Origin of the sequence: Aquimarina amphilecti (assembly GCF_900109375.1) — a bacterium.
In the GTDB taxonomy this organism is placed as follows: domain Bacteria; phylum Bacteroidota; class Bacteroidia; order Flavobacteriales; family Flavobacteriaceae; genus Aquimarina; species Aquimarina amphilecti.
Map to the genome: position 1 here is coordinate 227,926 of NZ_FOAB01000003.1, position 13,130 is coordinate 241,055.

Consider the following 13,130-nt stretch of genomic DNA (forward strand, 5'->3'; position numbering starts at 1 on the left):
TTTTGTTTATTATTTAACATAAATAAAACAACTCTACTATTCATAGTATTTTAATAGAGTATTCTTGACACCTTACAGAATCTAGACAAAATCCAATACTCTTTTAGAAAGAAACAAAAAAGAGTTGCGTTTACACACAACTCTTTTCCCGCAAAAACGGGTTAACACTTAAAAAATAAATTATAACTAAATTAACTCTTGTTTAAATTTAAAAACAAAAAATCAAATAGAGAACCTTACCGATTATGGTTATTCTTAAAGGTCAAAACGCAACCCTAACGACACATTGTTCTGATCAACTGCCGCATTTTTGAAAATAGGTGACAAATCATACTTGACATATATAGACATATCACCAAAGCCAATATAGGTGCTTAACCCATATATTAAATCACTGGTATTATAGTCTCTTTTGATTTTATCTTTAATTCTATCTCCATCTTCCTTATATTTTAATTTTTGACGTGTACTAATATTCGTACCTACATATCCTCCTAATCCAATTCTAAATTTCCCATATGTTTCGAATCTTAGTTTTTCTTCTGTTTCTACTCTCTTAGAAGCTCCAAACTCTAAATGCACAGGTACTACTATATTATCCATTCTAAATTTAGATTTGTCCAATTCTACTCTAAATTCTTCTAGATTTGTTTGATCACCGTTTTGTACAAAATATCTATTATCTGTAGGTTTTAATCCATTAGATTGATAAGAAATACCGTATTTAACTCTCATGAAGTTTGAATTTTTAAAAACCCTTGTCTTCCAAGCTAACCCTATTTCAAAAAACCTACTACCTGCTATTTTATAGTCAGAATCATCTAATGATTGCCCATCTACGATTGCATTATTTAATCCAAAAGCCACTACTAAATCCGAATATGTACGCTTATCATATCGTACTTTAGTCTTCTTTCCATTTTTTAGATTAATACCAAACAATATATCTCCATCATCTATATCTTTTGCTCCTAAACCAATAGACAATTTGGTTTTATCATTTAAGTAATTACTATCGTTTCGTTCTAATAGTGCTATTTGATTATCAATAATTACCAATCTATTCTCGATATTTAGCGCATGTTTTTGAGCTACAGTCTCTTTTAATTTTTGAGCTTCTACTGCGGTTAACTCTCCTTTTACCAATCGTTCGTTAATAGCTTCTACTTCTTTCTTTAAACTCTCTTTTTCTGATATTACTATTTTTTGTTTTTCTTGTTTTAATAATTCAATTTCATCCGAATTATTTACATCCTGTGCACTTAAAAAATGAACACTAAGCGACATGGTCGTTAACACGACATACATTATTATTGTTCTCATAAAAATTTGATTTCTACTTACTCCTCCCTCTCACTTATGAGAGGGAGTCCATAAGAATTGATTGATGAATGTTTATTAATTATCTCTCTCTACTACAGTAGTTTTCAATTTTTCAAAACCGGTTTTAAGCGCTTCAAAAACACGATTCTTAAAAGATTCATCTAGTTCTGATTCTACGTCTAGAAGCAAAGCTGATGCATTTACTGTATTAGATTCTAAAATTTGTTGTGTAGTGATTTCCATTTGAGCTTTTCGTAGTAGCGCCTCAATTTCTTGATCAGTAACTTTTTTATTATTTTTCTCAAGTTCTTTTACCTGAGCCACTAAACTAGACACTTTACTTTCTATAAGCTCAGTAGTTATATCCAAAGGTTTTCTTTCTTCAATTAACTTACTATCTATAGTATCTATTTGTGATGTAATAGCCTCATCTATTTTTTCTTTAAAAACATTTTCAGGAGTCACTATTAAATCACTCTTTGGTATTATTTTATTAACATTTTCACGTTTTCTTATCTTCTTTGCTTTTTTCTTACTAAGATCCGTAACAACAACTTCCTCTTTCTGACTTTCAATTTCTTTTTTATTTTCTACAACATCTGATTCTGATTCTACAATCTCTACTATATTATTTAGTTTATTTTGATCAACATCATCCTCTGTAACATTAACAAATGGATTATTAGAAGGATCTATTTTATTATCAGAATTGATAATAAAAGTTGTTATAACTAAAAAACCTACTAAACTTGCTGCTATCCCAACCCACCAGTGTTTTCTAATTTTTTTTTGACCAAGTTGACTATCTAATTCTTGTTCTAATTTCCCCCAAGATCCCTGAGATGGACGTATTGAACGCTGCTCCAGCTTCTCCTTTATGCTATCTTCAAATTTTAATGGCGCCATTACTAATCTTATTTTGTTGGTTTAACTTTTGCTGTAACATTTTCCTTGCTTTAAAAAGTTGAGATTTTGAAGTACTTTCACTCACCCCTAACATTTTTGCAATCTCGCTATGTTTATATCCTTCTACAGCATATAATACAAACACCATTTTATACCCTTCTGGCAAACTATCTATTAGACCCTGAATCTGCTCTACTCCTAATTCTATATTTATATTATTCCAGGACTCTTCATTATAGTACGCTATATCTTCTGTAAAAACCACCTCTTTTTGTCGTCTTAAAAATGATATCGATTCATTCACCATTATTCTCCTAACCCATCCTTCAAAACTTCCTTCGAAATTAAATTGTTTTAAATTTGTAAACACTTTCAAAAAACCACTAAGCATTACTTCTTCTGCATGATGAATATCTCTTACATAACGACGACATACTCCCAACATTTTTGGCGAATGCTTCTCATACAGTTGATGCTGTGCATCTCTGTGCTTATTTGCAGCTTTCTTTATTAGCTGTGTTTCGTTTTTATAGAACTGAATAACTTTCAAAGTAAAATCAATTATTTAAGACCTTCTATTTACATAGACGCAATTAAAATCAAAAAGGTTGTCTGGCTATGAAAATAAATTATTATTTTTTATCAGACATCTCGATATCTTGTATAATCCACTGCAATTCTTCGTCTTTATCATTTAAAATCTTTTTTATTGGAACATCTGGTTTAATACCATAACCATCTGGTTCTATAGAGTAAGGTGCATTTATTTTCATTAACCCTACTCTCATATTAATTCTAGAATTAGGTAACTCCACTTTTGCATAAATTCCAGCTACGGTTCCATTATAAGCACCTCCAGTTTCTTCTCCAACAAATGTAGCACGTTTGGTTGCTTTTAGATGTGTGGAAAGAATACTACTTGCAGAAAAACTTTCACCATCTATCAATACATATACTTTCCCATCAAAACCATTAGGCTTGGGTTTTCTTAGCTTACTATGTTTAAACTTAAAGTAGGCTTCACCATTTTCTTTTTTAACCTTAAACATCTGATATACTCCTAATACTGGAGAAAAAATTGTCGCCATAGTTTTTGTTGGCCAAGATTTTGTGTGAAAATATGGATATAAAAAACTTAAGCGTCCAGTCATTTTGGATTTTTCTATAAATACATACTCCTTATCCGTTAAATAAGAATATAAATCATCAATCTCTGTTAGTCGTCCTCCTAAATTACCTCTTAAATCTATCACTAAATTTTTACATTTTGCAGAATCAATTTTAGCAAAACTTTCTTTATAAAACTCTTTATAACCTCCATTGGTAAAACTCTTAATATGCATATAACCAATAAGGCTATCAGACTCCAAAAAGATAAAATTTCTATTATAATCTTTTGCTTTTTTATTATAACCGTATTTATAGTTTTTCTTTCGAGTTTTCTTCCGAACCTCTTTAGCTATTTTCTTATCAAGCTTACTCTTTTTCTCATCCTTTACACCTGTAGAATCTTTTTTAGAGGAGGTTTTTATTTTATCGTAATCTGCATACACGTATTTAGAATACAAACTATCCTTCAATTTTAAATGCAACAACAAACTATCCTTTTGTTTATGTGTGTTTGAATAAAAAAAACCAAAACGACTACCTACAAACTCTGGTATAAAAGTCTTGTTAAAACCATCACTAGCGTGCAATTTTTTAAAAGAACTTAATAAATCACTTACTTTTTCATCTTCAACCCTTACAATCTCTGAACCTTCTATTATTGCAATATTATCTTTAAAGATTTTTCTAACAAATAGCTTATCCTCCGATGTTTGAAATGACAAAGATTTAAAAGGAGATGATCTTTTACCTTTTTCTTTTATTTCTTCTTTAGTTTGTTTTCTAGATGGTGTATGTATTGACAAGTGACCCTGCTTTATACTAGTGAAAACAGGAGCAAATGAATTATAAAATTCCTTTGAGGTTAATGGCTTCGTTAATTCACTCTTCAACCTATTTACTCTTTCTTCTAATTCTTCTTTAGAGATATACCAATAAATATCTGGGTGTAGTTTTCTGAGTTTTTTATATGCATAGTCAACATCGTTACGCAAATCTTCAGGACTATGAGTTTTACTTATTTGTTGGTTATATGTATCTACAGAAGCACAACTGGACAGCAATAAGACTGTGGCATATAAAAATAGTTTTCTTGTCATAGATGTTTTTATTTAAAATAAAATAAGCTTAATACTATTACTTAAAGACGCCAAAAAGAACAAAAAGGTTGTCTTCCTACGAAAAAAAGTTTATAATTAGCTATTAGCATCAAAACCAATACCATTATTTATATTTTCAATAAAAAACAATGTAATTACTACCTGTAAGGTTTTTAAAATTCGCCTAGATTATTTCTTTCGGTCAATAACATAATTAACCATTAATTCTAATGACGATTTATATTCGGATTCCGGATATTCAGAAAGGATAATCAATGCTTCTTCTTTAAACTTGTACATTATTTTTGTAGCATACTCTAATCCTCCACTGATTTTCACAAAATCAATGACTTCTTTCACTCGTTTTTTGTTCTTATTATGATTTTTAACAGAGTTAATTAACCATTTCTTTTTTTCTTTAGTACAGTGATTCAATGTATAGATTAATGGTAATGTCATTTTTTGTTCCTTAATATCTATACCTGTAGGTTTACCTATTGCTGTATCACCATAATCAAATAAATCATCTTTAATCTGAAATGCCATACCAATAAGCTCTCCGAATTTCCTCATCTTCTCTACAGAATCAGAATTTGGTTCTACAGAACAGGCTCCAAGACTGCAACAAGCAGCTATTAAGGTTGCTGTTTTCTGTCTAATTATCTCATAATAAATCTCTTCTGTAATATCAAGGTTTCTTGCTTTTTCTATTTGTAGTAACTCACCCTCTACAATCTCTTTAACAGCTACAGAAATTATTTTTAACAGATCAAAATCATCATTATCAATACAGACCAACATACCTTTCGAAAGCAGATAATCCCCTATAAGAACTGCTATCTTATTTTTCCAAAGTGCATTCACAGAAAAAAAGCCTCTTCGACGATTAGAATCATCTACTACATCGTCATGAACAAGACTTGCTGTATGTATCAATTCGATAACTGAAGCTCCGCGATAAGTTCTTTCTTTTACTTCTCCCCCAGATACCATCTTGGCAACAAGAAAAACAAACATTGGGCGCATCTGCTTGCCTTTTCTATTTACTATGTAATGAGTAATTCTATTAAGTAAAGCAACTTTGGAGTACATGGATTGAGAAAACTTTTGTTCAAAAAGTTCCATCTCATCAATGATAGGTAATTTTATTTGCTCAACAACTTTCAATCTAGAGTAGATTATTTTGTTTTCTAACTAGTTGCGAAGATAGTATAATCCATATTGAGGGTCAAAACACTTGATAAATAATTTACTTGGAAAGTATATTCTATGATTTGTTTGCCAATTGTCCACAAGCTGCATCGATATCTTTACCTCTACTTCTTCTAACATTTACAACAAAACCTCTAGACTCCAATGCACTAATATATTGCTCTATTGCAGAATCAGAAGCTTGTTGAAATTCTCCATCGTCTATCGGGTTGTATTCTATTAAATTCACCTTACAAGGAACATAAGAGCAAAACTTTAATAACGCATTTATATCTTCTTTTCTATCATTAATCCCTTTCCAAACAACATATTCATAAGTAATTCTACTCCTGGTTTTCTCATACCAATATTCCAAAGCCTCTTTTAGATCTGTAAGTGGAAAATTCTCATTAAAAGGCATAATACCAGTTCTAACTTCATCTATGGCTGAATGCAATGATACGGCTAGTTTAAATCGAACTTCATCATCTGCCATTTTCTTAATTATTTTTGGCACTCCCGATGTCGAAACAGTAATTCTTTTAGGAGACATTCCTAATCCTTCTAAAGAGGTAATTTTATCAATTGCTTTAATTACATTATTGTAGTTCATCAATGGTTCACCCATTCCCATAAAAACAATATTTGACAATGGACGGTTATGATACAATCGACTTTCATTATCTATAGCAACAACCTGATCATAAATCTCATCTGGATTTAGGTTTCGCATTCTTTTTAAACGTGAAGTCGCACAAAATCTACAATCTAAGCTACAACCAACCTGAGAAGAAACACAGGCGGTAGTTCTAGTCGGAGTTGGAATTAAAACAGATTCTACTACTAATCCATCATGAAGTCTAACGGCATTTTTAATAGTACCATCAGTACTTCGCTGCATTTGATCCACTCTAATATGGTTAATGACAAAATTATCTTCGAGTAGTTGTCTTGTAGCTTTTGAAATATTGGTCATACTCTCAAAACTATGAGCACCTTTACTCCACAACCATTCATATACTTGATTTCCGCGAAAAGCCTTATCACCGCTTTCTACAAAGAATTTTCGCAACTGCTCTTTAGTTAGAGCACGTATATCTTTCTTTTTTGATTTCATTTAAATGCAAAAATATGTAAAAGATACAGGATCTCTAACAGAACGTATAAACTATTTAAGAAATATCTCTATGGAATCTAGTTAGAATTTTACCGTGCGAAAATCTTCTCTATTATCTTTTTTGGATGATTTAATACGTTTCCATTGCTGTACTCCTCCGCCACCTCTATACTTAACATTAAGTACATCAGCATCATCTTTATCAATCCAAATCTGACAATCAGATATTTTTCCAGTTCTTATATCAGTAAACTTACCATCAATATATTTAAATCCACTTTTATTGTTTAAGTGCTTTATTATAACCAACCCTTCTACTGGTTGGTTTTTATCGTCACCTTGGCACTCATAACATACTGCATCCCTTTCTGATTGACGCAACATACGTTGTATAGAACCAAAAACCTGATTTTTGATCATATACAACTGAACTATATTAATAGCAACTCCTGTTTTTTTGTCATATGCTTTCCACTGTCCTAATATTGGATTAGCATCATATGTACCTAATAAATCTTCTTTAAGCTGTCCGTCTATTGGATTTTCACCCAACCATATCTTAAAAAGAGCTTGCTTAAACTCAAGGCTATTCGTGACAGCACCAAGTCTTTCTTTATTTTTATATAAAGTAAGCTTTTGATCTTTCGTATATATGATTTTAAAAATTTCGTACTTATTAATTGTCTTTGGAAGAAGTTTAATAAAATCTCTTATTTGGTCCTCCATCAAATAGCTGTTCCCATCAGTCGCACGCTCTAATCCATTTCTAATAATTTCTTTTAAATCATTATTAGAAATATCAGAAATTGTTTTGATAGTAAGTGCCATTGTAGCATCTTTATCAGCTACCATAAGACCATCTTCGACTCCATCAACCTCAAAATCTAGATATAATCCAATAGTGTAAAGTTTTTCTCGTTCTCCTGCTCCATTAAGCATTAGTTCAGTATTTTCAAATACGTCTATATCATTATAGTGAAGATTACCAACCTTAGTTTGAGAAAATGAAAATAAGGTCACAAAAAATAAAACAATGTGTAATATTCTATTCATAGGTTAAATTTAAATTACTTAGGGTATTCACAAGAAACGACTAATTTTTCAAAAATGTAGAACCAATAATTAGCTCTGTTCATTTTTTCGATAAAAAACCAAATTAATCGACATCCAGCTTATCTACATACTACGGTTTTACCGTAATTTTTCAAAAAGCTCCGCAAAATACTTATTTTTTATGAAATAAGCATTATAACTAATTAATTTTAAGATTTCTACAACATATATTTAAATCTACACTTTACATCTGTTATCTAAAAAATGTAGGATTTAAAACACATTTAGAAACCAAAAGCTCCACTTTAAATTAAATAAAGTGGAGCTCTTTTACTAGTATATTATAAAAACAAGTCTCTTTTAGATGATTAGCATTGCATCACCGTAAGAATAAAACTTATATTTTTCTTTCACTGCTTCTTCGTAAGCTTCTTTAATAAAATCATGACCTGCAAAAGCTGAAACCATCATTAACAATGTTGATTTTGGAGTATGAAAATTTGTAATCATACTATTAGCTATACTAAAATCATAAGGAGGAAAAATAAATTTATTTGTCCATCCTCTAAATTCATTTAAAGTATTATCCGAAGAAACAGAACTTTCCAATGCTCTCATAACTGTAGTACCAACAGCACAGATTCGTTGTTTGTTAGTAATACCATTATTAATAGTATCTGTAGCGCGCGCAGTAACATATGCTTCTTCGCTATCCATTTTATGCTTAGATAAATCCTCAACCTCTACTGGGTTAAATGTACCTAAACCAACGTGAAGTGTTATTTCTGCAAAATCTACTCCTTTTATCTCCAAACGTTTCATTAAATGTTTAGAAAAATGCAAACCAGCTGTCGGAGCTGCTACAGCACCTTCATTTTTAGCATAAATTGTTTGATATCTTTCTTCATCTTCTGGCTCTGCATCTCTTTTTATATATTTAGGTAGAGGAGTCTCTCCTAAATCTGTAAGTTTTTGTCTAAATTCATCATAAGACCCATCATATAAAAAACGAAGCGTTCTACCTCTAGAAGTAGTATTGTCAATAACCTCTGCAACTAAACTTTCGTCATCTCCAAAATATAATTTATTACCTATCCTGATCTTACGAGCTGGATCAACCAATACATCCCAAAGGCGTGTTTCTGAATTCAATTCACGTAATAAAAAAACCTCAATTCTAGCTCCAGTCTTTTCTTTGTTACCATACAATCTAGCAGGAAAAACTTTAGTATTATTTAAAACCATAACATCATTGGGCTCAAAATAATCTATAAGATCTTTAAATTGTTTATGCTCTATTGTTTGATCCTTTCTATTAAGAACCATTAGACGCGCCTCATCCCTATTTTCTGAAGGATACTCTGCTAATAAATCTTGAGGAAGGTCAAAATTGAAATGTGATAACTTCATTAGTGTCTGTTTTTTTGGAGGTGCAAATATACAATCTCGACATAGGGGTTGTCAAGTAAATCACCATTTATATTTTTATTTACAGTACTTTGAAATCTAATTTCTTTAAATCATTCCAAAAATCAGGATACGATTTTGATACCACATCTGCATCATTAATCAGTAAAGTTTCCCTCAACGCCAATGGAGCAAAAGCCATTGCCATACGATGATCATGATAGGTATCTATAGAGATATCTGAATTGATAGATTTAGACGATGCTAGTTTTAGTGAATTTTCAGTTATTAGAACCTCACCTCCTAATTTTTCTATTTCTACCTTTAGCGCTTCTAATCTATCAGTTTCTTTAATCTTTAGAGTATGTAACCCTGTAAGGTAACAAGCTTTCCCTAGGCCAAAACAGGTAACGGCGATAGTCTGAGCAATGTCGGGAGAGTTAGATAAATCTAATTCCAATTGATCTAAATCATTGGAAACAGAACTTTTAGTTAACGTTATTTGATTATCATGAAAAGTCGTTTCCACTCCAAGTTCCCTGTATATCTCAGCCAAAGCTGAATCTCCTTGATAACTATTTTGTTTATAACTCCCTAATGTAACACTCTTATTATTGGACAAAGCAACAATACTATAAAAATAAGAAGCGGAACTCCAATCTGATTCTACCACAACCCGTTTAGGTAAAGTTATTTTTAAAGGATGTATGTTGATCACATTATTTTCGAAACTTCCTTGAATTCCAACATCTTTAAGTAAACTTAGCGTCATCTTAATATAAGGTACTGAAGTTACTTTCCCTTCTAAAACAATCTCTAGTCCTTCTGGCAATGACGATGCTATCAACATTAAGGCAGAAATATATTGACTACTTACGTTAGCTGCTAAAGAAACCTTATTTGTTTCTGGATTTTTTCCTATTATTTTTATTGGTGGATATCCTTCTTCTTTCTCATAGCTAATTTCACACCCCAACTGCCTAAGCGCATCTACCAGAATTTTTATAGGGCGCTCTTGCATTCTTTTACTTCCTGTTAGAATAGTTTCTCTACCATTTTTTACAGCAAAATATGCTGTAAGAAACCTCATTGCTGTTCCCGCATGATGAATATCCACTACCTCATTGGTACTCTTCAATGCAGCTTGCATTAATGCTGAATCATCACTATTTGATACGTTCTCTATTTCAATCTTTGGATACAGTGATTGTAAAATTAATAATCTATTTGTCTCACTTTTAGACCCCGTAATTTGCAGAACATTATCCTTAATATTCGGAATGTGATTTAATTTCAAATTCATTTTATCGATTGGATTTGCGTTTTCTTAATTCAAAATAATACCCCAAAATCATCCCATAAGTTAATCCACCTATGACACGGGAAGCAACATATCTTACCCAAAGACCATCATTTATTTTCTCTTCCATAAAAATATCAAAAGCCAAACCTCCATACTGCATTAAATGTTCAATAACACTATACAACACAATAAACACAAGCCCTAAAAGAATTACAGAGCTCCAATACTTTTTTGAAGAAACAATTGATCTAAACATTATTTTAATTTTTCATTATTATGATGACGATCGTGATCTCTTTTTGTTTTGATGTCTAGTTTTTTATCAAAAGCATCCTGAAGATCAACACCTGTCTGATTAGCTAAGCATAGAACCACAAACATAACATCTGCTAATTCTTCTCCTAAATCTTTATTTTTATCACTTTCTTTTTCGCTTTGCTCACCATATCTACGTGCTATGATCCTAGCCACTTCTCCTACTTCTTCAGTAAGTTGGGCCATATTAGTTAGTTCATTAAAATATCTTACTCCATGATTCTTGATCCAATCATCTACAGCTTTTTGCGCATTTTGAATATTCATTTTTTATATTTTTTTAAGAACTACTTGTTCATTTTCCTTTTTAACCACCTGATTATAGAACTCCTTAATAGTTGGATAATAGTTTGCCGGAATCACGGGAGATGTAACCGTTTCATCCACTACAATCTGAATTACTCCATTCGAAACATTAGATCTAAACGTGAATTTACCCATATTATCTGGCAACTTAAATGCTGACGTTTTTGGACACTCTACCACCTCATAGCCTTCTGGTATCTTGATGTTCACCATATATTTATTTGAAAAACCATACCCAAAGTCAATAGGATATTTCCTGTCATCAGACTTAAAAATATTTTCTTTATCCCTCAAAAATAGTAAAGGTGAAAAGAATATCTCATCATCTATTGCTTCAATTTGATCTTCTATCGTAAAATTAAATTTTTCATTTACACCTTTCCCATACTCCTTAATACCTTTTACTGTATATTCATCTAATTCGGTAATTCCATATTTTTTTTCAAAACGCTCTGCTTTACTCGCATCATCTTTTGCTGAGTTTAGCACTCGATAATTATGAGCCAAATAATCTTTGTAACTAACACTGAGTTTACCTTTTGCTACTCCTTCTTCATCTATTTCACATTGCATTCTATAAGCTTTTACAGAGGGTTTTACCGGTCTAAAATCTACCATTTGGGAAGTACCGTTTTTAGCAACTACTCTTCCCATTCCCTTAATGATTCTATCAGGCAAAACATTTGGCACGCCGTGTTTGTCAGTAGCATCCAAATATATTAGACTACCATCTGCCAATTTCACTCTACTTATTACGTAATTAAAACCATCAATCGTCGGAAATAATGAAATTACTTTATCACTTGTACTACAGATTACTGGATTTGCATCAATACCGGCATAAACAAGCATAGAAGTAAGCATTAAGTTTATTTCAGCTACACTACCGGTATTCTCTTTATATGCTTTTTTAGTTCCTGCATTCGTGAAAACCCCTCTTCTACTGTTCCAAGACATCTTTTTCTTCAAATAATCATAAATTATTACAGTTTTGTCTAACTCACTACTAACAGTACTAACTAGCTTATCTATATCTTCTTTATAATAATTATTTCTTTTAAGTTCATCTCCAAAACTTGAATTTTCGTAAATAGTTTTTGACACATCTTCCCAAGTTGATGAACGATAATCCGCAGGTTCATTAGGATATTTAACATAAGACAACTCATAATTGATTGAAGATATATAATTCTGTATATTCCCAGAATACGGTTCATATTTAAATGCAGGAATATTTGATGAATTAATTGTATTTATATTAATTCTATAATCAACTTTACTATTGGAGTACTTAGTATTTCTGCCTTGCGTACTTACACCACTTGACCTAGACTTTGATGTCAGATTAATAACATCTTGAGCACTTGACTCCTTAAGATTTATTGGTAAATACCCACTAGTAAGTTTCTTGAAATTAAAATATTCCGGCATCTTAATTTGCACTTCAAGCTTATTTATCGGTATTATATTTTGCAAGTAAATTCTATCGATACTGTAAACAAAAGGAGACGTGATTTTATATTTAAACTCTATTACAGACCCGTCTTGTAGGGATGGCATTGTAAATTTTATCTGATCTCTATTTTCTGTGTATTCATTTTTAAATATACCGTCTTTCTTTAATTTAGTTTCTATGATTTTATCTCCTACATAAGAATAAGTAACCCCTTTAAGACCACTCACTTTCTCTTTATTCCCTCCATATTTATACAAAAAAATCTCTTCTGTTGCATGATCAGAACCGTTTTTATTATAAAGCTTAATACGCTTAAACACTTCTGTTATTAGCTGAAAACCGTTTTGTTGATTAAAGTTATAATAAACCTTCTTATTTTCATATAACACCGCAGCATTTGCTGAACTATCTAGTGGATATGATTTTTCGATTAATTCTGCTTTTGATACTTTGCCAAACTTATATTCTTGTGCAATTGTATTTACTGATACCATCAGCAATACAATTATAATTGCTTTATGTAATTTTCCCATTGATATTGATTGA

General features: G+C 31.2%; 12 protein-coding genes. All 12 read right to left on the reverse strand.

What is annotated here, in order from left to right:
• Window positions 1-255: 255 nt before the first annotated feature.
• Window positions 256-1,323, reverse strand: a complete 1,068-nt coding sequence (locus tag BMY33_RS08730) for a hypothetical protein (protein ID WP_091407587.1) — start codon at window positions 1,321-1,323, stop codon at window positions 256-258.
• Between the two features lie 75 nt (window positions 1,324-1,398).
• Complete coding sequence (locus BMY33_RS08735) at window positions 1,399-2,229, reverse strand: hypothetical protein (protein ID WP_091407588.1); 831 nt, start codon at window positions 2,227-2,229, stop codon at window positions 1,399-1,401.
• Window positions 2,210-2,779: an RNA polymerase sigma factor gene (locus BMY33_RS08740; protein ID WP_091407590.1), complete on the reverse strand. Its 570-nt coding sequence runs from the start codon at window positions 2,777-2,779 to the stop codon at window positions 2,210-2,212. Before BMY33_RS08740 ends, BMY33_RS08735 begins: the two co-directional genes overlap by 20 nt.
• An 82-nt stretch (window positions 2,780-2,861) precedes the next feature.
• Window positions 2,862-4,436, reverse strand: a complete 1,575-nt coding sequence (locus BMY33_RS08745; RefSeq protein ID WP_091407591.1) for a S41 family peptidase — start codon at window positions 4,434-4,436, stop codon at window positions 2,862-2,864.
• 189 nt (window positions 4,437-4,625) lie between these two features.
• Window positions 4,626-5,603, reverse strand: coding sequence for a polyprenyl synthetase family protein (locus tag BMY33_RS08750; protein WP_091407593.1), 978 nt, complete (start codon window positions 5,601-5,603; stop codon window positions 4,626-4,628).
• A 100-nt stretch (window positions 5,604-5,703) separates the two neighbouring features.
• Entirely contained in the window at window positions 5,704-6,744 is a 1,041-nt protein-coding gene (rlmN, locus tag BMY33_RS08755; RefSeq protein ID WP_091407594.1) for a dual-specificity RNA methyltransferase RlmN, read from the reverse strand.
• 81 nt (window positions 6,745-6,825) lie between these two features.
• A complete protein-coding gene (locus tag BMY33_RS08760) occupies window positions 6,826-7,797 on the reverse strand; it encodes a chalcone isomerase family protein (RefSeq protein WP_091407596.1) in 972 nt (323 codons plus the stop codon).
• Window positions 7,798-8,157: 360 nt separating this feature from the next.
• The gene (gene queA / locus BMY33_RS08765; protein WP_091407597.1) at window positions 8,158-9,207 is read right to left on the reverse strand and encodes a tRNA preQ1(34) S-adenosylmethionine ribosyltransferase-isomerase QueA; all 1,050 of its coding nucleotides are present in this window, start codon (window positions 9,205-9,207) and stop codon (window positions 8,158-8,160) included.
• A gap of 79 nt (window positions 9,208-9,286) precedes the next feature.
• Entirely contained in the window at window positions 9,287-10,507 is a 1,221-nt protein-coding gene (locus BMY33_RS08770; protein WP_091407599.1) for a 3-phosphoshikimate 1-carboxyvinyltransferase, read from the reverse strand.
• A gap of 1 nt (window position 10,508) precedes the next feature.
• Window positions 10,509-10,763: a hypothetical protein gene (locus BMY33_RS08775; protein WP_091407600.1), complete on the reverse strand. Its 255-nt coding sequence runs from the start codon at window positions 10,761-10,763 to the stop codon at window positions 10,509-10,511.
• Window positions 10,763-11,089, reverse strand: coding sequence for a nucleotide pyrophosphohydrolase (locus BMY33_RS08780; protein ID WP_091407602.1), 327 nt, complete (start codon window positions 11,087-11,089; stop codon window positions 10,763-10,765). Before BMY33_RS08780 ends, BMY33_RS08775 begins: the two co-directional genes overlap by 1 nt.
• A 3-nt stretch (window positions 11,090-11,092) precedes the next feature.
• Window positions 11,093-13,117: a DUF3857 domain-containing protein gene (locus tag BMY33_RS08785; protein WP_091407604.1), complete on the reverse strand. Its 2,025-nt coding sequence runs from the start codon at window positions 13,115-13,117 to the stop codon at window positions 11,093-11,095.
• Window positions 13,118-13,130 lie beyond the last annotated feature (13 nt).